General features: G+C 58.5%; 21 protein-coding genes. 1 reads left to right on the forward strand and 20 read right to left on the reverse strand.

What is annotated here, in order from left to right; translation table 11 throughout:
- From NP603_RS11520 to NP603_RS11600, 17 genes are all read right to left on the reverse strand, one after another.
- A partial coding sequence (locus tag NP603_RS11520; protein WP_256611031.1) for a 4Fe4S-binding leucine-rich repeat protein occupies window positions 1–601 on the reverse strand: 601 nt, incomplete at its 3' end.
- A 9-nt stretch (window positions 602–610) separates the two neighbouring features.
- Window positions 611–877, reverse strand: a complete 267-nt coding sequence (locus tag NP603_RS11525; RefSeq protein WP_140911805.1) for a DUF6129 family protein — start codon at window positions 875–877, stop codon at window positions 611–613.
- A 2-nt stretch (window positions 878–879) separates the two neighbouring features.
- Window positions 880–1572, reverse strand: a complete 693-nt coding sequence (gene nifX / locus NP603_RS11530) for a nitrogen fixation protein NifX (protein WP_256611032.1) — start codon at window positions 1570–1572, stop codon at window positions 880–882.
- Window positions 1573–1576: 4 nt separating this feature from the next.
- Window positions 1577–1777 carry a 4Fe-4S binding protein gene (locus tag NP603_RS11535; protein WP_140911807.1) on the reverse strand — a complete coding sequence of 67 codons (201 nt, stop codon included), beginning with the start codon at window positions 1775–1777 and terminating at the stop codon, window positions 1577–1579.
- A gap of 4 nt (window positions 1778–1781) precedes the next feature.
- On the reverse strand, window positions 1782–2003 hold the full coding sequence (gene nifT / locus NP603_RS11540; protein ID WP_256611033.1) for a putative nitrogen fixation protein NifT: 222 nt from the start codon (window positions 2001–2003) through the stop codon (window positions 1782–1784).
- Window positions 2004–2099: 96 nt separating this feature from the next.
- Window positions 2100–3671: a nitrogenase molybdenum-iron protein subunit beta gene (nifK, locus tag NP603_RS11545; protein WP_256611034.1), complete on the reverse strand. Its 1572-nt coding sequence runs from the start codon at window positions 3669–3671 to the stop codon at window positions 2100–2102.
- Window positions 3672–3786: 115 nt separating this feature from the next.
- Complete coding sequence (gene nifD / locus NP603_RS11550) at window positions 3787–5268, reverse strand: nitrogenase molybdenum-iron protein alpha chain (RefSeq protein ID WP_256611035.1); 1482 nt, start codon at window positions 5266–5268, stop codon at window positions 3787–3789.
- A 96-nt stretch (window positions 5269–5364) separates the two neighbouring features.
- Window positions 5365–6237: a nitrogenase iron protein gene (nifH, locus tag NP603_RS11555; protein WP_256611036.1), complete on the reverse strand. Its 873-nt coding sequence runs from the start codon at window positions 6235–6237 to the stop codon at window positions 5365–5367.
- A gap of 352 nt (window positions 6238–6589) precedes the next feature.
- Window positions 6590–7339 (reverse strand): Lcl C-terminal domain-containing protein, encoded by a 750-nt coding sequence (locus NP603_RS11560; RefSeq protein WP_256611037.1) that lies wholly within the window; start codon window positions 7337–7339, stop codon window positions 6590–6592.
- A gap of 114 nt (window positions 7340–7453) precedes the next feature.
- Window positions 7454–7783, reverse strand: a complete 330-nt coding sequence (locus tag NP603_RS11565; protein WP_256611038.1) for a hypothetical protein — start codon at window positions 7781–7783, stop codon at window positions 7454–7456.
- Between the two features lie 496 nt (window positions 7784–8279).
- The gene (locus tag NP603_RS11570) at window positions 8280–8618 is read right to left on the reverse strand and encodes a YdbL family probable chaperone protein (protein ID WP_256611039.1); all 339 of its coding nucleotides are present in this window, start codon (window positions 8616–8618) and stop codon (window positions 8280–8282) included.
- Between the two features lie 10 nt (window positions 8619–8628).
- Window positions 8629–8823, reverse strand: coding sequence for a YnbE family lipoprotein (locus NP603_RS11575; RefSeq protein ID WP_256611040.1), 195 nt, complete (start codon window positions 8821–8823; stop codon window positions 8629–8631).
- A gap of 35 nt (window positions 8824–8858) precedes the next feature.
- Window positions 8859–10679 (reverse strand): intermembrane phospholipid transport protein YdbH family protein, encoded by a 1821-nt coding sequence (locus NP603_RS11580; protein WP_256611041.1) that lies wholly within the window; start codon window positions 10677–10679, stop codon window positions 8859–8861.
- On the reverse strand, window positions 10676–13021 hold the full coding sequence (locus NP603_RS11585) for an MMPL family transporter (RefSeq protein WP_256611042.1): 2346 nt from the start codon (window positions 13019–13021) through the stop codon (window positions 10676–10678). Before NP603_RS11585 ends, NP603_RS11580 begins: the two co-directional genes overlap by 4 nt.
- Complete coding sequence (locus tag NP603_RS11590; RefSeq protein WP_256611043.1) at window positions 13002–13583, reverse strand: LolA family protein; 582 nt, start codon at window positions 13581–13583, stop codon at window positions 13002–13004. The genes NP603_RS11585 and NP603_RS11590 overlap by 20 nt, the downstream gene beginning before the upstream one ends.
- Window positions 13580–13999, reverse strand: coding sequence for an acyl-CoA thioesterase (locus tag NP603_RS11595; RefSeq protein ID WP_371928836.1), 420 nt, complete (start codon window positions 13997–13999; stop codon window positions 13580–13582). Before NP603_RS11595 ends, NP603_RS11590 begins: the two co-directional genes overlap by 4 nt.
- Before the next feature lie 4 nt (window positions 14000–14003).
- Window positions 14004–15536 carry an HAL/PAL/TAL family ammonia-lyase gene (locus tag NP603_RS11600; RefSeq protein WP_256611044.1) on the reverse strand — a complete coding sequence of 511 codons (1533 nt, stop codon included), beginning with the start codon at window positions 15534–15536 and terminating at the stop codon, window positions 14004–14006.
- A gap of 399 nt (window positions 15537–15935) precedes the next feature.
- Here NP603_RS11600 and NP603_RS11605 point away from each other — a divergent pair, with 399 nt between their 5' ends.
- Window positions 15936–18158, forward strand: a complete 2223-nt coding sequence (locus tag NP603_RS11605) for a PKD domain-containing protein (protein ID WP_256611045.1) — start codon at window positions 15936–15938, stop codon at window positions 18156–18158.
- Window positions 18159–18249: 91 nt separating this feature from the next.
- Here the strand turns inward: NP603_RS11605 and NP603_RS11610 are convergent, their stop codons facing one another.
- Genes NP603_RS11610 through NP603_RS11620 form a run of 3 tightly spaced genes read right to left on the reverse strand, consistent with a single transcriptional unit; the run spans window position 18250 to window position 21574 of the window.
- Complete coding sequence (locus NP603_RS11610; protein WP_256611046.1) at window positions 18250–19170, reverse strand: lysophospholipid acyltransferase family protein; 921 nt, start codon at window positions 19168–19170, stop codon at window positions 18250–18252.
- Complete coding sequence (locus tag NP603_RS11615) at window positions 19167–19901, reverse strand: glycosyltransferase family 2 protein (RefSeq protein WP_256611047.1); 735 nt, start codon at window positions 19899–19901, stop codon at window positions 19167–19169. Before NP603_RS11615 ends, NP603_RS11610 begins: the two co-directional genes overlap by 4 nt.
- Window positions 19898–21574 (reverse strand): ApeI family dehydratase, encoded by a 1677-nt coding sequence (locus NP603_RS11620; protein WP_256611048.1) that lies wholly within the window; start codon window positions 21572–21574, stop codon window positions 19898–19900. Before NP603_RS11620 ends, NP603_RS11615 begins: the two co-directional genes overlap by 4 nt.
- Window position 21575: the final 1 nt, after the last annotated feature.

Below are 21575 nucleotides of genomic sequence, written 5' to 3' on the forward strand. Positions count from 1 at the left end.
CCGCATCGTCGGCCGGCATGCGTTCGGCGACGATGCGGCGCACGTCCGGCGCCGGGTCGTTGGCCATCAGGCCCAGGCTGACTTCGGGCAGGCGTTCCGCGACCCGCTTGCGCACCTGCAAATCCTCGTCCTTGATGAAGCGGAACAGGCGGCCCGGCGGCAGGCGCTTGGCGACGGTGAGGCGGACGATGTAATCCGGATCGTCCGCCAGCCGTTCCAGATTGTCGGCGTCGATCCGATCGGCCACGGTCATCCGCACTTCGCGATCCGGGTCGTCGATCAGCGCCGCCAGTTGTTGCGCGGGCAGGCGGAAGGCTACGGCGCGGCGCACGACTTCGTCCTCGTCTGCGATCAGCGGCAACAAGGCTTTCAGCGGCGAGTAACGCACGGCGATGGCGCGGCGCTCCCAGAATTTGTCGCGCAGAAAATTGATTGCGTACACCGGGTTGACGCGGAAGAAACGGTCGATTTGGCGGCCGCTTTGGGCGGCAACGCAGGTATCGCCGGGCATGCAGCGGCCCATCAGCAAGGTCTTGCCGCGAAACGGGCAGATGCTGCAGTCGGCAATCGGTAGGCTGACGGGACGGTCCGCGTCACTCATGCCGCCACCCTATTCCGGGATGACTTCGGCGATGACGATGCCTGACGCGTGTTCGTAGTTACGGGTCAGGCACAGGCAATGTTCACGGCCGTCGACCAGATACAGATTAAAGCCGCTGCCTTCCAGCAACGGTTCGTGGTTGGGAATGTCGTCTTCCATGCAATAGGTGAAGTGGATGCCCGGAAATTCGCCGCGCAATTCGGTGACTACGCTTTCGCTCAGCGTGGTGCCGTTGATGCGGTCGGCAATGGTTTGCAGTTGGTCTGGACTGATCATCGTTAGGATTCCTGTTCGAAACAAATGCGTGGAGTCGGGGCAATCCCCATCGATTTGGCCAGCCACGGCGGCGGGGTTTGGCTCAGCACGCTTTGCAGTTGATGGATGACTTGGTTGATCGCTTCGCCTTGCTCGGTTTTAATCGGGTGCAAGCCGTACTTGATGATTTTGGCGGCGGCCGGCCCGCCGATCGAGGCCACATACAGCACGCGGCAATCGGCGATCAATTGCGCGCGGTAGGCGTTTTTGTCGTCGTGGCGGCGTTGGGCGTCGCTATCGACGCTACGGATATCGATCAAACGCGCTTCGCCGGCCGAAACCTGGTACACCAAAAATTGGCGGCATGAGCCGAAATGGCCGACGACTTGTTGCGGATCGTCGCTGCCGATGGCCACTAATATCGAGCCGGGCAGGTCGGCCAGACGCGGTTGCGGGGCCGGTTCGGCCGGCGTCGCCGTATTTTGCAGCAAGCCGAGCGCCTTGCGCACCGTATCGGCGTCGGTTTTTACGCCGAAGTTACCGAGAGCCTGATGCAGTTGCGCCTCGCCGAGCTGGGCGACGCCGCGTTCGTCGAGCTGCGGTCCGGCGCAGGCGCGCAGCACCGATACGAACAGTTTCGGCGAGGTATCGGGCAGGGCGCGTGCGGCCAGTCCGATCCGTAGAGCCAGTTCCCGGCTTAAGCTCGACCGGTTCATCGCTCTAGGCCGCTAGCGGCAGGATGCAATTGTCGATCGGGCAGACTTTGACGCATTGCGGTTCGTCGTAATCGCCGTTGCACTCGGTACAGGTTTTTTTGTTGATCTCGAATACGATGGCGCCTTCCTTGATCGAATCGGTCGGGCACACCGGCAGGCAATCGCCACAGGAAATACACTCTTCGGCTACGATGTAAAGGGACATGGCTTTATTCCTCCGCTAAACGTTTCGCTTGTAACGTGGTCGGGATTTTCGGCGCCGGGGACAGCGGTTCGAAGTAATATTTCGAGCCGTCGCCGAGCAGGACTTCGCCGCCCCATTTGTCGGCGGTATCGAACTCCAGGGATTCTATGGTTTCTTCCAAGTCTTTTTTGGCAATGTAGAACAACAGCTTACCGTCTTCGCGCTTTCTAAGCATGACGCTGGGCATGGGGATTCTCCTTTAGGATAGCGTGAGGCGGGCAATCGCCCGCCTGGCAGGAAGGGCGGTGGGCGCCTGGCGGCGCCCACCCTACGAGCTTCGATCTTAGCGGATCAAGTCGTAGTTGTAGTCGGTGGTGCCCATGCCTTTGGTTTCTTTGTCCAACTGCTCCAGAACCGCATTGACCAACGTGGTCAGCACATACATGCCGCCTTCGTAACCCAGCGTGGTCATCCGGTGCAAGTGGTGGCGGTCGAAGATCGGGAAACCGATGCGGATCAGCGGCACTTCGAACTCTTCACCTTTGTAGAAGGTGTCGCGTTGGATGAATTTGCCGTAGCTGTTGCCGATCATGAAGTCCGGTTTGTTGGTGAACATCAAGGAACGGAAGTGCCACAAGTCGCGACCGATATGCACCGTAGCATTTTGGCCGTAAGGAGATTCGGCCAGGATAGCTTCGCAGGCTTTTTTCCAACGTTTGTTGGCGTGGTTGACCAACACGTCGCTGACTTCGGCACCGAATTCCAGCAGCATTTTGGTCATGCCCAAGGCAAAGTCGGCGTCGCCGTACAGCGCGAATTTTTTACCGTGCAGCCAAGCGTGGGAGTCGGTGATCATGTCGACGTAACGGCCGCGCTCTTTTTCCAACGATTCCGGAATGGCTTTGCCGCTCAGTTCGGAGATTTTCATCAGGAACTCGTCGGTCCATTCCAGGCCCATCGGAATGTTCAGCTTCGGAATTTCGTGTTTCCAGGTGTTTTCCGCGAACTTTTTGGTTTTTTCCAACTGCCAAGGTTGCAGCAATACGGTGGTGATCGCGTTCGGCGCATCCTTGATTTCGTCCATGGTGGTACCGCCGGAATACATGCGGAAGGTACCGTCGGCCGGGGTATCCAGCACTTCGGTCGGGTCGCTCAGCAAGGTGTAGTCGACGCCCATTTCCTTCATCATCCGGTGGATGACGCGGTAGTTGCCCAGGTAAGTCTCGAAGCCGGGGACGAAGTTGATTTTGCCGTTTTTACCCGGTTCCTTGCCTTCCATGAAGTTCAAGGTGAAGTAACGCGCCATGCCTTCGAACATGTTGTCCCAGCCGGTGGTGTGGCTGTCGACGAAGCTCGGGGTGTGGGCGAACGGGGTCGGAAAATCTTCGGGTACGTGGCCTTCTTTCTTGGCGTTACGGATGAACGCGTTCAAGTCGTCGCCGATAACTTCCGCCATACAGGTAGTCGATACCGCAATGATGTCCGGTTTGTACAAGGCTTTGGCGTTTTCCAGGCCGGCGAACATGTTTTTCTGGCCGCCGAATACCGCCGCATCTTCGGTCATTGAGTCGGAAACGCAAGATACCGGCTCTTTGAAATGGCGGTTGAAATAGGTACGGAAGTAAGCGACGCAACCTTGCGAACCGTGCACGTAAGGCATGGTTTTTTCGAAGCCCAATGCGCAAAGTACCGCGCCCAGAGGTTGGCAGGCTTTAGCCGGGTTGATCGTGATCGCTTCGCGGCTGAAGTTCAGCTCTTGGTATTCCTGGGTGGTGGTCCATTGGAATACTTCGTCGATTTGGTCTTGCGGGTGGCGCTCTTCGTACAGCGCCCGTTTGTTGGCAAGATTTTCCTTGTATTCGTCGGTACGGAATAAAGGGTAACTCGGTTGGATATTGTCGACTTGTTGACTCATGATAATCTCCTAAACGCGCCACTAATCTGTGGTCCGGCGTTGATTGGATTGCTCGGGCCGAAGCCCGAACGATTTTCGATGGCTGAGGCGGACGGCGCACCGCCCACCCGGCGCATTACGCGACTGCTTTAACCGCTTCGCTTTCGGATTCGGCTTTTTTCCAGGGCACCTGAATTTGTTTCCAGCAAGGATTGTTCAGGGTCATGTCCATATCGCGGGCGAAGATGGCGAAGCCGTCGTAGCCGTGGTAAGGGCCTGAATAATCCCAGGAGTGCATTTGCCGGAATGGGATGCCCATTTTTTGGAAAATGTACTTTTCTTTGATGCCTGAACCGACCAGGTCCGGTTTGATTTTTTTGACGAACTCTTCGAATTCGTAACCGGTGACGTCGTCGTACAACAAGGTGGCATTGCCCATTTCCTTGATGGTACGGTCGTAATCGTCGTTATGGGCGAACTCGTAACCGGTACCGACCACTTCCATGCCCAAGTCTTCGTAGGCACCGATGACGTGGCGCGGACGCAAGCCACCGATATACAGCATGACTTTTTTGCCTTGCAGACGCGGTTTATATTTGGCGATGACCGCATCGTATTCGGCTTTGTAACGTTCGATCACGCGTTCGGCGCCTTCTTTGATCGTGTCGTCGAAGTGAGCGGCGATTCTGCGCAAGCTTTCGGCGATTTTGGTCGGGCCGAAGAAGTTGTACTCGATCCAGGGGATGTTGTACTTCTCTTCCATGTGCCGGGCGATGTAGTTCATCGAGCGGTAGCAGTGAATCAGGTTCAGCTTCACTTTCGGGGTTTTTTCGATCTCGGCGATGGTACCGTCGCCGGACCATTGCGCAACGACGCGCAGACCCATTTCTTCCAACAAAGTCCGTGATGCCCAAGCATCGCCGCCGATGTTGTAGTCGCCGATCACGGCTACGTCGTACGGGGTGGTCGGGAAGCTATCGTCGCCGTCGCGTTTGTCCAGAACCCAGTCGCGGATCGCGTCGTTGGCGATATGGTGGCCCAAGGATTGCGATACGCCGCGGAAACCTTCGCAGCGCACCGGCACCACGGTTTTACCGATGTCTTTGGCTTTGTTTTTGGAAACGGCTTCGATGTCGTCGCCGATCAGACCGATCGGGCACTCGGACTGTACGGAAATACCTTTGTGCAACGGGAACAAGGCTTCGATCTCGTCGATACATTTGGCCAGTTTTTTGTCGCCGCCGAAAACGATGTCTTTCTCTTGGAAATCCGAAGTGAAGTTCATCGTGCCGAAGGTGTTGACACCGGTGGTACCGACATAATAGTTACGGCGGCCGGCGCGGGAATATTGGCCGCAACCGACAGGACCGTGGGAAATGTGGATCATGTCCTTGATCGGGCCCCAAACCACGCCTTTGGAACCGGCGTAGGCGCAACCGCGGATGGTCATCACGCCCGGCAGGGACTTACGGTTTGAGGTAATGCATTTGTTGGATTTTTCCAAGCTTTGGTCGTTGACCGCCAAGTGCTTGGCGCGGTCTTTCTTGGCTTTCTCGGGATAGACTTCCAGCACTTCTGCGATCAGCGCTTCCGTCTCTTCTCTTGTCATGGCTGCCATGATGGTTCCTCCTAATGTCGTGGGCAATCCCCCAACTGACAGTGTTTGGGAATGAAAGGCGGACGGCCTGGGCCGCCCGCCGCTATCGCGTAAGGCTTATTCTTCGGCGGCGGTTTTACCGACGACAGACAAATCCTCTTCTTCCATGATGCCGAATTCCATTAACAATTCTTCCAGTTCGTCCATCGTGATCGGAGTAGGAATCACCAGGTTTTTGTTGCTGATGATTTTTTGAGCCAGCGCGCGATACTCGTCAGATTGTTTCGCGGTAGGATCGTATTCGATGCAAGTCATCCGGCGGATTTCAGCACGTTGTACGACGTTGTCGCGCGGTACGAAGTGGATCATGTGAGTGCCCATTTTGGCAGCCAATTGCATGATCAGCTCGTCTTCGCGGTCGGTGTTACGGCTGTTGCAGATCAAGCCGGCCAAACGCACGCCGCCTGAGTTAGCGTATTTCACGATACCTTTGGCGATGTTGTTGGCAGCGTACATCGCCATCATCTCGCCAGAGCACACGATGTAAATTTCTTGCGCTTTGTTTTCGCGGATAGGCATCGCGAAACCGCCGCAGACAACGTCACCCAGTACGTCGTAGAATACGAAGTCGAGTTCGTCGTCGTATGCACCTTCCTCTTCCAGGAAGTTGATCGCGGTGATAACACCACGGCCGGCGCAACCAACTCCTGGCTCAGGACCACCTGATTCAACGCATTTCACGTCGCCGTAGCCGACTTTCAACACGTCTTCCAGTTCCAAGTCCTCAACGCTACCGGCTTCAGCAGCCAAGTGCATGATGGTGGTTTGCGCTTTAGAATGCAGGATCAAGCGAGTAGAATCGGCTTTAGGGTCGCAGCCGACGATCATCACTTTTTTACCGGCTTCCGCCAGAGCGGCAACCAGGTTTTGGGTAGTGGTGGATTTACCAATACCACCTTTACCGTAAATAGCACATTGACGTAATGCCATGGTCTTCTCCTCTTGAGTGGGTGTTGTTAATAACAACCTGATAAGAGCAATGGCCGTGCCAATGTGGTTTGTTGTTTTAAGTTATTGAAAATAAACGAATAAAAATCGGGAATTCCGGTTTTGGTTTGGTGGGGTTGGTAACATTGTTTGTAGGGTCTTGTTATTTAACCAACATAAAAAGCGGGGTTTTTGGCGGGAGGGGGCTTTTGCTGATTTGGGGCAACGGTGTATCTGCATCGGCTCAGCGTTGGGCGGGTGATGTGGTTGCGGAATTCAGCCGCTTTAAGCTCCGCAGTGCTGGGATTAGCGCAAAGGTGTTCGGCCGAAGCCTATCCCCGCACCATATCGGGGGTCAACCGGCATTCGGTGGGAGTGGAATGCCGCATCCAGATAGTCTTTCCGCGATAGTCGATAACTTGCGGTCGGCCTTAAGCGGCTGCGGAGTTAGTTTTTTTGTCCATAACGCCGTAGGCACGCCACTAAGCCCAACCCGAAGCCGTACAACCAGATTGCTGCCGGAACCGGGTACTGCCGCGATATCGCCGTCGCGGACGGCCCAGGCGTGAGGTTCGAAACTCGATTTATTCACATAGACCTGAACACCGCCCATCCCGAATGCCCAGGCCGTTTGGCCGAGCGGATCGCCGGAAAACTCCGTGGCGGACCAGTATCCGGAAATCCGGATATTCGAAAACAACTCGTAATTGTCGTTGTGCGAATCGGAGATTGCGATTGTGGCTTTGCCGCCGAGAACGTTATAAAACAAGTTGCCCAGTTCGCTGCCAATGCAGTTGCTACCCAGGGAGGCACCGAAAGCTTGCACTCCGCAACTGGTATCCGGCTGCAGCGTATAAGGCAACCGCCAACCGGTTACGCCGGCAATATTCAGGCCGGCAGCCCAGGCATTGGCTTGTTCCCATGTCATTAGGCCGTCGCCGTCGTATCCGGAGGTCTTGGCATAGTCGGCATCCGCCAGCCAAGTGATACCGGCGTCGGTATCGTAATAGGCAAGTCCTCCGAGTCGGGATAGTAAATCGGCTTGCGCGGGTGCAGAAAGAAAAGCGGCCAGAACCGCGACGGAAAACAGATTACGTGGCTGCATGGCGTTGCTCCTATTAGTCAAGGGTTCTGATTATGCCAAGTCTCTGATTCGAATGGAATATAAACCGACCTTGTGATATGGGTGGCCGCAATGGTTTTACCGGCGCCGGTGGATTTAATCATCATATACCGCTTGGACGAGTCGGCCGTCCTCGGTAAAACGCAGGCCAAGCCTGCCGACCCGTAACCAACCGTCTTTTTCGAACGGCTGGCTAGATGACCATGCCTGTTGCACCGCCTGAACGATTTGTTCGCGCGAGGCGTCGCAGTTACCCAGAACTTTAATGATCGCTAGCGCTTGAGCGAGAGCCTGCTGGTGTTCCTCGAACGATACGCCTTGATAGGTATATGAAATGCCAAAGTCCAACAAGCGGTAGGCCCACCACGCGTTGGACACGACAAGTGCGATGGTAAGCAACGTGATGGTTGCAGTGGTTCTATTCATATATTCGGCGTGGGGTATCGCGTGGTTTGGGCTTCTTGAAGACCTCTCGGGCCAACTTGTTCCAAAAATTCCTGAATGTCGTTAGATATGCGACAAGCGCTATCTGAGCCGGCGATACAGTCAACTGAAACAACAGGCCATGGTTTGCGGTAACTCATATCGAATGCGATCGATTCCAGGCCGCCGTTACTTCCGAAGAAATACAGGTTTGGATAATGCTTGCGGTAGTTCTTGTCTCGTCACCGTTCTATTGCAAATGCGCCGTCGAATAACTGAAACCAGAACGGGGCGATGGCAAGTTCGCCTTCACCGCCGTTTGAGTATCTGAGAAACTCGATGTACTCGAATGGCGGCTCAAATGGAAGGGCTCTTTTCAGCTCGATAGTATGTTGCCGGGTCGCTCCGGAAACTTTTCGCCATTCACGATCGGACCCCGACAGTAATCCTGAAATGGAACGCATATGGATTCAACGCAGGTAGGATCGTTAGTTGTTTGTCAACGCTGCTGCCACCCCGATCCGGTATCGACAAACTGGCCCGGTGCGGCTTGGTTGATGACTTTTTGTGCCGTCAGCCGCGCGACCTCTTCTGCGGTGACGCCGTTCTTGGCGGCGATGCGTTGGTATTCGGCCTGACGTTGGGCGTTGATGTTGTCGACGAAGGCTTTGACTTCGGCCGGGGCGTCAGGTTTGACCAGGCCCAGCAGGCCGTTGCTGCGTTCGCCGACGGTGCCGGCGGCTTTCAGTTGCGCCAGATCGGCGGCGCCGGCGGAGGTGGACAATATCAAGCCCAGGGTCAGGGCGGACAACAGGGATTGTGCGGTTTTCGCTAACATGGGGGACTCCTTAGAACAGGCCTTTTTGGCTGGAAATCAAATCGTCGACGTCTTTTTCCACTTTCAGGCGGATTTCGTGTTCGATCTTGACGTTCATGTTGATCTCGATCGGTTTGTCGGGGGCTTCGAGTTTGACGGACGGCGAGCATCCCGCCAGTATCCAGACGGCCCAGACCGGCAGTATGCATTGCGCTGCTAATTTCATGGTGTTCTCCTCTCGGCCGCCGGCGGCAGCGTTGGTTATGGTTTCCCAGCGGGCTGGGCTTTGGGTTCGGCCGGCGGTTGGCCGACTTGCTCCAATATCGCGCGTTCGAAATTGCCGGCCACCAAACCGCGGCGCAACAGCTCCGGCAATTGGCCGCTGATGTTCAGGTTAAAGGCCAACGGGTGCCCGGACAGCACTTCCGGATTGTGGCCTTCCAGGCGCAAGCCGATCCGATAATCGCCGTTGGGCTGGTAGTTTAATTGAGCTTGCAAGCGATGGTAAACCAGGTTGCGCAGCGCTTGAAACGCCAGATTGCCGTCGTCGGCCGGGCTTAGGTAGCGCAAGGTGCCGGGGCGGGTGCCGAACAGCGTGCCATTTTGCAGTTCGATGCTGCCGGTTGCCAGCGTTAACGGCAGTTCGCCGTCGACGCTGCCGGTTCCGGACAATTGCGGGTGATGCAGGCTGGCCAATAGCTGGGCCAGATCGATTTGCCGGGCTTGCAGGGTCAAGGCCAACGGCATCTGGCCGATGTCGAACGTCGCCGGTGCCAGTTCCAGTTCGCCGCCGAAGATGGCCAGCCGCGCCCGCTTCAGATTCAATTCCGGCTCCCGGTAGGCGGCGTCTATCTCCAGATCGCGGCCGTTCAAGCCGTCGCCCAATTCCAGCGTCCGAATCCGGGCGCTGAGTTCGCCGCTGCCGGCGCCGAGGTCAGGGACGGCCACATGGATATCGCTGTGCAGCAAGCGCGCCGGTCCGGCGGTTAACGCCAAATCGGAGACATTGATGTCGGCTTTGCCGCGCTTCAGCTGCGCTTGCCAATAGATTTGCCAAGTGGCGGCGATCTGGCCCGAGGCCACGCTCCAGTTGCGGGCGGTTTCCGGGAGCCAGGGTTTGGCCAAGTCGAAGGCTTCGCCGGCGGTCAGCGCCAGCCGACCGGTGACGTCGGCGGCCGGCTGCGGTAGCAGGCTGACCGCGGCGCTGGCTTCGGCCAGAATGTTTTTATCGCGGGCCAGCGACAAATGGCCCTGGCTGTGGCCGAAGTCGTCGGAACTGTGCAAGTCCAGATTTAATCGGCTGTTGCCGAGTTGCGCCGCCAACGCCGTCGGCGCGCCGGCCGGCCGCAGCTTGGCCGGCAGCAACGGCGTGCTTGCCAGCCAGGCGGCGATGTCGCCCAATTTGCCGCGCAGGCTCAGCTTGCCGGCAGCGCTGCCGAAGCCGGAGCCGTCCAGCGCCAGAATCCGCGCGCCGTTTGTGCCCGCCAGCGCCAAGTCGAAATTGCTCATGTCGGCGGCCAGATGCAGGGTCAGACTTTGCCGGCTGTCTTCGAGGTTCAGCCGGTAAGCGGCGGGCGGCGTCAGTCCGAATTGGGCGCTGCCGTTGAAATTGCTGTTGCCCCAGGGTGTGGCGATTTGCAGATCGAGCTGGGCGATGCGTACCGGCGGTAGCGGCAAGCGCCCGGGCTTCGCGTCCTCACCAGCCTTCGCGGGATTGTCGGCGGCGGGCCGGTAGTCCAGCTTCAGTGTCGCGCGGCCGATATCGACGGCATCCACACCCAGCGGTTCGAGCCGATAATCGGCTGCGACGTTTTCCAGCGTTACTTGCAACGGGCCGGCGGCGGTTTCCAGCGCAAATCCGAACCGGGCCAGTTGCACCCGCCCGGCGTCGAATTGAAGGCCGGATAATTCGGTTGCGGCCAGCGGACTGAATTGCAATGCGCGCATTAGCAATCGTTCGCTAATTTGAAAGCGCAGGCTCCAGATCGCAGCGCCGAGTATCGCCAGTAGCGCCAGCAAAAATAACCACCTGTAGCGTTTGGCGGGTTTGCTTGCCGGCGGCGAAACGGGTGCGGGCTTCATTGCTTGGACTTATTTGCGTTAAAGCCAATGAGCGGCGCCAGTAGGAAGGCGCTGCCGACGCCGGCGGCCAAGGTCACGCCGAAGGCATGGACGATGGCGGTGGAGCTGCTTGCCAACAAGCCGTAGCCTAGCAGCGTCGTGAAGGCCGACAACGCCACCGCGAGCGTGGTCGTATCGCGCTTATCAACGGTACCGGCGGAGGCGGCCGCCATATGGAAAAATACCGCATAGTCGACGGCAACTTCCAATACCAACAGCAACGCGAACAGATTGAACAAGGTAAACAATTCGCCGAACCAGCCTAGCGTTGCCAGCGCCGTTAACATCGCCAACAGCGGCACCGACATGACATGCACGCCGTCGCGCCAGCCCAGCCGATAAATCAGGATGCCCATAATCAAGCTGCAGACGCCGACTAGCAACACTGTCACCCGTTGCCGGTAGCGTTGGAATAAGTCCGACAATTGCGACACGTGGTCTACCCAGACGACGCCGGGCAAAGCGGCCAGCGCTGGCAGCGGCGCCAGATCGGCGATGCCGGCCAATACCACGATGCTGCGGCAAGCCTCGGCGTTGCAGCCCAACCATTGCTGGCGCAGATTGGGGTTGGCGCTTGCCAGCCAGTCGTCCAGGCTCAATGTTTTTGATTCTGCGGCCGCGAAATTTTGTAACTCACTATCGATCGCGGTTTGCTCGAATCCGAGGTTCAGCATGTAGCGCTGCAACAAATCCGGCCGGTAAACGCCGGTTTTTAGTAACTGGTAATCGGCTCGTTGTTGGGTCGGGTCCGGCCAGTGCGAACTGACGCCATCGAACTGCTTGAGTTTGGCTTGTGCGGTTAGCGGTGCTAGCGCGTCGAGCAGGCCGCGTTCGTTGCGGTACCAATCGGCCAGGTCTGCCCCGGAGACCAGGAAGAATTGGTTGTCGCGGCCGATCGGCAGTAGCCGCCTGATTTCGGCGTCCGCTGCGGTAATTTCCGTTGGGGCGGTTTGCAACAGGCGAACGTCATCTTGCGCGCGCAACTGGCTCAGGCCGCCGACCAGCAGTAGCGCGAAACCGGCGCAGAGATAGCGCCGATAGCGGTGTAGCCGTTCCGGCCAACTGCGCTGCCAGTAGCCGGCCAGACTCAGCATGCCGAATTGGTGTTGCGGCCGGAAGCGGGCCAGTAGAAAAGGAAACAGCATGACCACGGTAAGCCAGGAGGCGACCAAACCCAGTGCCGAGAACAGCGCCATTTCCCGCAAGCCCGGAAACGGCGAGAAGCCGAGGCCGGCGTATCCCAACAAACTGGTCAGCAAGCCGAAGGCGATGCCCGGCAGCACGTAAGTCAAGCCGCGGCGCGGCGTCCAGTGCGGCAGGCCGAGGCCGTCGCAGAAAAAATGCAACGCGTAATCGACCACCACGCCGATCAGGCTGGAGCCGAACACCAAGGTCATTATGTGCAGTTTCGGGACCAGCAGCAGGCTCAAGTTCCAGGCGGCCAGCAGACCGACGGCAACGGCCAGGCAACACAGCAGCAAGGGCCGGGGGCTGCGGAAAGTCAGCGAGAGCAGCGCTACCACACCCAGCGTCGAGCCGATGCCGATGGTGGATATTTCGTGTTGGGCCAGGTGGGCGCCGTAGGCGGTAAACAGCGGCAGGCCGGTCGCCAGCAGTTCGCCGCCTTGTTGGCGCACTTGGTTTTGCAAACTTTGATTCAGGCTCAGCAAGAGTTCCAGTTTGTCGAGTTTCAAATCTCGGTCGGGCAATTCGCCGACTAGCAAGGCCCGGACCATCTGTCCGTCCGGCACCACCACGGCGCCGTGTTCGATATTCAGTTGCAGCGGGTTTTGCGCGGCGAAGTAACGGCTGAACAGCAACAACGGGTCGTGTTCCAGATTGGCGGCCTGCAACTGGCCGAGCGGGCTGTACAGCGTTTCCAGATTGTCGCGCAGCAAGCGCTCTGGATCGTGCTGCAAGGCTTGCCGGGTTTTCGCGTCCAGCAGTTGGTAGCGGTAACTAAACAGTTGCTGGTAACTTTGCCGGTACTGTTGCTGCGGAATTTGCAGGGTCAACTCGGCGAACAGCCCGCTGGCGGCGAGGCGAGTCTTCACCGTTTCGGCCAGGGTTACCGCTTGACCGGCGTTGGCGGCGCCGGCCAGCCAGACCACTTTGCGGTTGACGGCCTGATTGTGGCGTTCGATGGCGTTTGCAACCTCCGGCCGTTGTTCGGCCTGCGGCAGTAGCGCCAGGAAGCCGGTTTCCAGCCAATCCCGCCGCAGATTTTGCAGGGTCAGCCAGGCCAGGGCCAGCATGCCCAGCAGCCACAGCGCCGCGTAAAGTTTAGGGCGATAAACGCGCAAATTCGGCCGCCTGTTGCGGGCTGAGTTGGGCGGGGCGGCTGATCTGATCGAAGCCGATCCGCGACACGTTGCCGCCGGTTTCGCGAATTTCCACGCTGCGCAATTCGCTGTCGCCGGCCAAGTAAATGGCGGCGATGGCTTTGCCGAGCAGCGGGTCTTTCGGCAGCAATGTCAGGCGCCAGGAATCGGGTTGCATCTCGGCGCTGGTGCTGAAGTCTGCGCCCAATTCGGCGAGATCGCCGCCGAGCATGGCCGGAAACACGCGGCCGAAACTGGCCGGCAGGGCTTGCTCGCCCTGGCTGGTGATTAAGCGGTTTTCCCCGATCAGCAGCACCGACTCGACCGGACTGACGGTTTTCCAGATCACGCCGCGTTGCTGCTGGAAGGTGAATTCGCCTTCCGAAACCAGCGGTTTGCTCAGAAATTTCAGTTGTTTTTCCTGGCGGAAATGGCCTTGGACGATTGCCGCCGGTACCAATCGGGATTTGATGGCGGCCAAGGCGTCGACGGCCTGGGTGGCGGCGGCGAATAGCCAGAGGATCAGGGTGGATAGGGTTTTCATGGTTTTTCGATCCCGAGTTTGGCGAACAAAACCGGCGGCGATTCGAAACGCATTTCCCGGGTTTGGATATCCACCGCCACTTGCACGCTGTGGCCCTTGCACAGCCGGCTGCCGCTGGCGTGGTCGCGGATTAGATAGTCGATTTTCAGCCGGTTTTCCCACTCGCTCAGCGTGGCGCGCACCAAAATGCGCTGGCCGAAACGCGCCGGTTTTATGTAGCGCAGGTGCAAGTCGATGATAGGCCAGAAAAATCCCGAGTCGCGCATTTGCCGGTAGTCGTAATCGATGCTTTCCAGCAAGGCGCAGCGGGCGATCTCGAAATACTTGCAATAGTGGCCGTGCCAAACCACTTCCATCATATCGACATCGTGGAACGGAACCAGCAACCCGACTTCGGTGGTCAATTTTTCGGCCATGGCGTTACGGATACAGTTGCCATTGCTGCTGCCGAATCGCACGCAGGCAGCGGCGCAAATCGGCTTCCAGCGCCCGGTCGTCGGTCAAAAACGCCACTTGCTCGCGCACTTGGTGCAGGGTGGCTTGCAACATCGGTCCGCTCCGATCCAAGCCGCCGCGCAGTTCCAAGGCCTGACAGCTCGCGATCAATAACGCTGCCGCCACTTGTTCCGTCAGTTCCAGAATCCGGATGCAGTCGCGGGCGGCGATGGTGCCCATGCTGACTTTGTCCTGGTTATGGCATTCGGTGGAACGGGAGAACACGCTGGCCGGCATGGTCAGTTTCAAGGCTTCGGCGGTCCAGGCCGAGACGCCGATTTGTACTGCCTTGAAGCCGTGGTTCAAAGGCGCCTGGCCGCCGCAGGCACCGCTCAGATTGGCCGGCAGGCCGTGGTTGAATTTGGGGTCGACCAGTTGCGCCAGTTGCCGGTCCATCAGGTCGGCCAAGTTGGCGACGGCGGTTTTTAAAGTGTCCATCGCCATCGCGATATGGCCGCCGTAAAAGTGGCCGCCGTGCAGGACATGCTCGCCATCGGCATCGATCAACGGATTATCGTTGGCGCTGTTCAATTCGGTTTCGATCAGTTGCCGCAGCCAGGGCAGTGCGTCTTCCAGGACGCCGATCACATGCGGCGCGCAGCGCAGTGAATAGCGGTCCTGCAAGCGCTTGTCGTTGCGTGGCGCTTCGCCGGTGATTTGCAGATCGGCGCGGATCCGGGCCGCAACCCGCATCTGGCCGGGATGGGGCTTCAACGAAAACAATTTGGCGTCGAAGTGGTAGGCGTTGCCTTGCAAGGCGGCCACCGCCAGGCTGGTGATGCGGGTGCAGAGTGCGGCCAGATAGGCGGCGCGGTCGAAAGCCAGACAAGCCAGGCCGGTCATAGCCGCGGTGCCGTTCATGATCGCCAAAGCCTCCTTGGGTTGGAAGCGTAGGGCTTCGATCTGCAATTCGGCGAACACCTCTGCGGTAGGGCGGCGTTGTCCGCGGTACTGCACCTCGCGTTCGCCGGCCAGCACCGCGGCTAAATAAGACAAAGGCGTCAAGTCGCCGCTGGCACCGACCGAGCCTTCCTGCGGGATCAACGGCAAAACGTCGTGTTGCAGCAACAATGCGATTTGTTGCAGCAGTTTGTATCTGACGCCGGAATAACCTTGGGCCAGGCTGGACAGGCGCGCGGCGACAATCGCGCGGCTTTGCTCCGCGTCGAAGTAATGGCCGAGGCCGCAGCCGTGAAAGGTGTACAAATGGATTGGCAATTCCTCAACCCGGTCGAGCGGAATGGCGACCGTACAGGAGTCGCCGTAGCCGGTGGTGACGCCGTAGACGCAGCCTTCTTCGCGCAGCAGCCGGTCGACGAAGGCTGCGCCGCGGTCGATACGGGCCACGAAATCCGGGTTATCGCTCAATACGGCGCCACGGCGTTGGCGGGCCAGGTCGGCGATGGATTCGATGGGCAACGGCGAGGCGTCGAACAAAACGGGCGAGCGGTCGGTCACGGCGTCGGTCGATGGGCGGAGTTGGGCCGGAAGCCGGCCGGATAGCGTAGCAAGGAGTTGGGCATGCCGGTTGCGGAAATCATAACGCTCTGAATTTTCGCATATCCCGCGGCCCAGGGTTTAACGAACTTTGCCTGCGGCTGCGTGCGGCCGGATTTGCAGACCGGCTCACTGAAACGTTAGCGGCTGGTGATGGCATCGGCGGAAGTTAGAGCTGTTTCAAAGTATCCCGACGTTTGCCTCGTAACAATAAGGCGTGCTGAAAACAAACCCTGGGTTTTGACTTTTCCGTGCATTCCATTAACTCGACGGCGATAACGCATAACGCAAAGTCGTCACTGCAACAGGTTGGATCGGTTGGTGTGCCTGTTGAAGTTCGCATAAATAAAGGTGACCGATATGAAAACGCTCAATAAGATAGCAGCGGGCATTCTTGCCATTGCTGCAAGCTCCGCCTCTCTGGCATTCGCCGCAGATACCTCCCGGTTGCTTGGCAAAGATCTCGATAAAAACCGCGATCTGGTCAATAGCGTCATGCAAGGCCGCAACTACATGGTTCAAGTCGATCAGGACGGCAAAATCAAACAGATCATCGATACCGGAGCCAACGGCGACGGTAGCGACCCAATGCAACCGGCCGTTTCCGCCAACGCGGTGTTGGCCGATCCCGCCGTGGCGTCCGTCGAATTGCCGGTCAACTACGAAGGGCAACATGCCATCGACTTTTTAGGCACGGAATTGGCCAAAGTGGCCGACGGTTACGGCTTGGCACCGGAGAAATTGCGGGAAATGTTGCTCAGCGACGATTCCTTGCGGATCGATGGCAATAACCGGATGTTTTACGTCGACCAAGACGCCGGTAATCCTGGGGCGGGCGAACCCGAAGCGGCGGGCGGCGCTACCACCGCCAGCACCAGCAACACCACGGTGCCGATCGCTTCCACCGCGCAGTTGGCCAATGCCTTTAAACTGCACAGCAAACCGGGCGCCAGCAAGACCATTTATCTGAACTTCGTCGGCTATACCGCCAGCAAAACTGCTTGGAGCAGTTCGACTATCGCCGCTCCTGCCTACGATTTGAGCGGTAACCCGGCAGTGTTCGACGACAACGAACGCAGCAATATCATCAGCATCTGGAACCGGGTGGCCGAGGATTACATCGCCTTCGACGTCGACGTCACCACCGAGCCGCCCAGCAGCGACGCGCTGCTTCGTACCAGTTCCGCCGATAGCAGTTACGGCACGCAAGTCGTGATCACCAAAACCGGCACCATCAGTTGCAGCTGCGGCGGTATCGCTTACGTCGGCGTGGTATCGATGGTGAACAATACCTATTACCAACCGGCATGGGTATTCCAACAATCGCTGGCCAACAACGAAAAATACATTGCGGAAGCGATATCGCATGAGGCGGGCCATACCTTGGGTTTGTTGCACGACGGCCAAAAATCCGGGACTACCACGGTAGGATACTACGCCGGCCACGGTACTGGCGAAACCGGCTGGGCGCCGATCATGGGCGTGGGCTACTACAAGAATCTGACTCAGTGGAGTGCAGGCGTCTATCCGGGCGCCAACAATCAGCAAAACGACTTGGCGGTGATGGCATCTGCCGGGTTCAATGCGCGTATCGATGATTTCGGTAACCTGTTCAGCACTGCCAGCTCCCTTAACAACACCGCAACCGGCGCGACGGCAAATATCAGTACGTTCGGTGTGATCGAAACCGCTGCCGATGTCGATATGTTCATCGTCAATACGGCCGGCGGTACGGTCAACCTCAGTGTAAAACCGGCAGCGAAAGGCCCGAATCTGGATACCAAAGCGACGCTCTATAAAGCGGACGGCAGCGTAGTTGCAACCAGTGCTGCAGAAAGTTCGCTCGCCGCTACGATCAGCAGTACGGTACCCGCCGGGGTTTACTACTTGGCGGTCAGCCCCAGTGCTCGTGCCGCGGTTGGAACAGATTACGGCTATCCGACCTATGCCAGCTTGGGGCAGTACAGTATTACCGGCTCGTTCCCGGTTGCCAACGCTGGCGCCGTCGCACCGGCTGCCGTGATCGACGCTTCCACATTAAGCGGACCAAGTGCATTGACCGTCAATTTCTCTGCGAACAAATCGGTCGGTAACGGCAATATCACCAAATACCAATGGAGCTTTGGCGACGGCGGCAGCTCGACCAGCGCCAACCCGGTCTACACCTACAAAACCGCCGGTACCTTTACCGCAAAACTGACCGTAACCAACCAATACAATCTGACCGATACCAAATCAGTGCAAGTGGTTGTCACCGCTCCGCCGGTGAAATCGGTATCTGCCGGCGCCGCCAGCATGATGGTGGCCAGAGGCTCGACTGCGACCGGCATGATTTTGCTCAGAGTGGTCGACGCCCAAGGCCGCCCGGTGCCGAATGCAGTGGTAACCGGAACCTGGTCGGGTGCGCTGTCCGGTACTTCCGTCGCCAAAACCGGAACCGATGGTATCGTGATTCACACCTCCAAACCGTCGAAACAAGTCAAGGCGGCATCCGGCGTCTATACCATCAACAGCATTGCCGCGACCGGTTATACTTACGCCCCGGCAAAAAACGTTAAATCGGTATTTACTCTGACCTGGTAACCGGCTTTGCCGGCGGACACCGGTCCAGGTGTGCCGTCCGGCCCGCTCGGCAATACAGCCTAGGCCGCCGTTCTGCTGAACGGCGGCTTTTTTATGTCTGCCAGAAATCGTAGAAATTGAACCATTGCAAAGGCGCTTGCAATGTATGCTGCTGCAGCCGCTGCGCGAAAAGCGCGGCCGCTTGTTGAATAACGGCATCCCGCTGCTCGCGCCGCCAACTCAACGCATCGCCGATTCGCTCGAATACGATTTGGTGCCTGCCGTTGCGCTTGACGCAAAACAGGAAATACACCGGGCATTTCAACAGTCCGGCCAATACGAACGGCCCGAGCGGCAACCGCGCCGGCGCCCCCAGGAAATCGACGGTCAGCGTGCGGCCGCCGTTGACCGGCGTGCGGTCGGCCGCAATCACCACCAACTCGCCCTGTTCGATTTTTTCCGCCAACAGCATGGCCGTGGCGGCATTGATTTCGGTGACTTGCAATAAATTCATCGCACTGTCCGGGTTGTAACGGCGGAGCAGGCGATTGAATTTCTCGGCATGCTTGGTATGCACCAATACCGTGATCTTCACGGCAGCGTCGCGGTCGGCCATGACCCGGCACACTTCCGGATTGCCCAGGTGGTTGGCCAGCAACAAGGCGCCGCGGCCGCCGGCAAGGTCGGCCAATAGTTGTTCTCGGCCCGAGAATTCGACATCGTTTACCGCGATCAGACCCGACCAGGCGGCCAGTTTGTCGATAATGGCGTTGGCGAAGCCGAGAAAGTGGCGGTAGCTATCGAACAGGCTGCCGGATAGTTTCACCTCGGGCTGGAAAGCCGCCAATCTGGCCAGGTAATCGCGGCTGGCGCGTCTGGCCGCGGAATTTGCCAGCCAGTAATAGGTCACGACCGGGTAGAGAAAGACTTGTAGCATCTGCCGTCCGCACAGTCGGTACACCGTAAACAACAGGCGCATACCCCAGGCCAGGCTCCAGTCCTGCATTTGCGACCAATGGCGCTTGGTTTTCATCGCCAATGCCGCGCCAGCAGGCGGGGGATGCGGGGGAGCATGCCGCAAAACAGGTGGGCGTGGGTCGCGGAAATCTTTAAGTTGTCCCGCCACAGGTCGAAATGCGATACCCCTTCCAACGGGTAGCGGACGGCGGTCGGCAAGTTGACCGCATCGACTCCCTGCCAGTACAGACGCACCGCGATATCGATATCGAACGCCATGCCGGGGGCTAATCGGCTGTGGCTCAGCAATTGCCCGACCGCCGTCAACGGATACAGGCGAAAGCCGCACATGCCGTCGCCGATGGCGGTCGACAAGGTATTGATTGCGATCCAGAAATTGGTGATTTTTCGGCCATGAACCCGGCTTTTCGGCGCGTCGCTCTGGTATTGCGGGGCTCCCAAAATCATCTTTTCCGGATGTTGGCAGCCCAGCTCCAGAAATTTGGGAATATCGTCCACGTCATGCTGGCCGTCGGCGTCGATTTGCAGCGCATGACTGAAGCCCTGGGCTATGGCCCGCTGAAAACCGTCGACTACCGCCGCGCCCTTGCCGCCGTTACTCGGCCGTTGTAGCAGCGTGATCCAACTGCGGTGTCGGGCGGCACAGTCGATCAGCTCTTGCCGGCATGCCGGACTGCTGCCGTCGTCGACCAGAATGCAAGGCAACCCGAAGCGTTCCAATCGGGCCAGCAACGGCACGATCGCGCGTTCGTGGTTGTAAACCGGGATGACCAAACAGGTTTTCACGATGGGTCCGTTGCGTATACCAAGCGGCCGGAACTATAGACTTGTTCGGCTTGGCTGAATCGGAAATTCAGTTTGTTGCTGTCGCGGCGCCAGTCCAGCGTTAATTGCAATTCATAATCGGGACGGACCGGTTTAGCGAACTTGACGGCTTCCAAACGGCTAAACGGCGCGTTGATGTTAAAAAGTTGTTTGCCGAAATGCTCGGCCCAGCCGATCTGTACCACACCGGGCAGAATCGGATAACCCGGGAAATGGTCGGCAAAATAGCGCAGCTGGCGCGGTACTTTCAAACCCAGTACCACGGTGTCCGGCTGCAAGTCGGCGGTTTGTAGCAGCGGCATGCGGTCGTTGCTCTGTAACAAGGTTTGCAGCAATTGGCTGTCGAGTTTGGCTTGCGCGGTGGTCGGCATGGCGGACACAAATAGCCACTTGCGCGGAATCAACACCGCTTCGAACCACGGCTGCAAAGCTTCCTTCAGCTTGCCGACCAAGAGTTTGCGGCCGTGGTCGGCCATTGCCGCTTTCCCGGCCGTCGACAGTACCGCGCAGACGGCCAAATGGTCGCGGCTGCAGGCCAAGGCCAGAGCATGGACTTCGCTCAGCCATGGGCTATCCGCCAAATGCCGTTCCAATTCGTCTAGAGACAACCGTTTTTCTTCGATCTTGACGATACGGTCGCGGCGGCCGTGCAACAGGAAACGGTCCTTGCTTTGCAAATCCAGCCTGTCGTCCAGTTCCAGCGCGTTCTCATCCGGCAAATAGGGTGAGCTAAGGTAGGCTTTGCCGTCGATCAGGTCGATACTCAGGCCGTCGAACAATTGCCAGGCCGGATCGGGATAGCGGCGCCAGGCGATGCCGCCGGTTTCGCTGCTACCGTAGATTTCCAGCGCCGCCCGACCGCAATTGCGTTCGATCTGCGCGGCGGATTCGGTCGGAAGCGGGCCACCGGAACTGAAAATAGCGGAAAGCCCGGCCAGACTCGGCCACGGCGCATCGGCAGCCAGCCGCTTCAAATGGGCCGGGCTGGCAATCCAGCAAGCCGGACCGGCTGCGGCTTGCTGGGCCAGATGCTCGGCATCCAGTGCCGTTTCGCTGTGGAAGGTGCGGCCGGCCGCTAGCGGCCACAACACCCGGAACAGCAGACCGTAGATGTGTTGCTGGCTGACCGTCGCCAGAATCCGGCTGCCGGCCAAATCCCGGCCCCAAAGCCTTTCCAGCGTGTCGACTTCGGCTTGCAACTGTCGGAGGGATTTGCTTATCGATTTGGCCGCGCCGGTCGAGCCGGAGGTGAAAATCGCCAGGTTGTTCGCGTCCGGCTCCAGACGGCCGAAAACCGGCATTCTCCCACGCTCCTGGTCCAGCCGGTAATCGAAGCCGGCTTGCCAGTCGCCGATCAGCCGGCAGCCGGCCTGTTGCAGTTGCTGCGCCGTGCCGGGCCGGTTGTTGGCGGCGAGCCAGACCTGCTTGCCGGCGTGCCACAGCGCGCACAACAACACCGCAAACGGGTAGGCGTCGTGGCAGAACAAGGCATATTTTTGCTCGTTTTCAGCGGACAACGATTCCCGCCAGTCATCGACCGCCGCGCGAAATTCGGCGAAGCTATAATCGCGGCCGCCGTGCCTGGCAACGGTTCCGGCCAGCTCGGCACTGAGTAAATCGGCCAGCGCAATCAAA

This window comes from Methylomonas aurea, from assembly GCF_024505045.1.
In the GTDB taxonomy this organism is placed as follows: Bacteria; Pseudomonadota; Gammaproteobacteria; order Methylococcales; family Methylomonadaceae; genus Methylomonas; species Methylomonas aurea.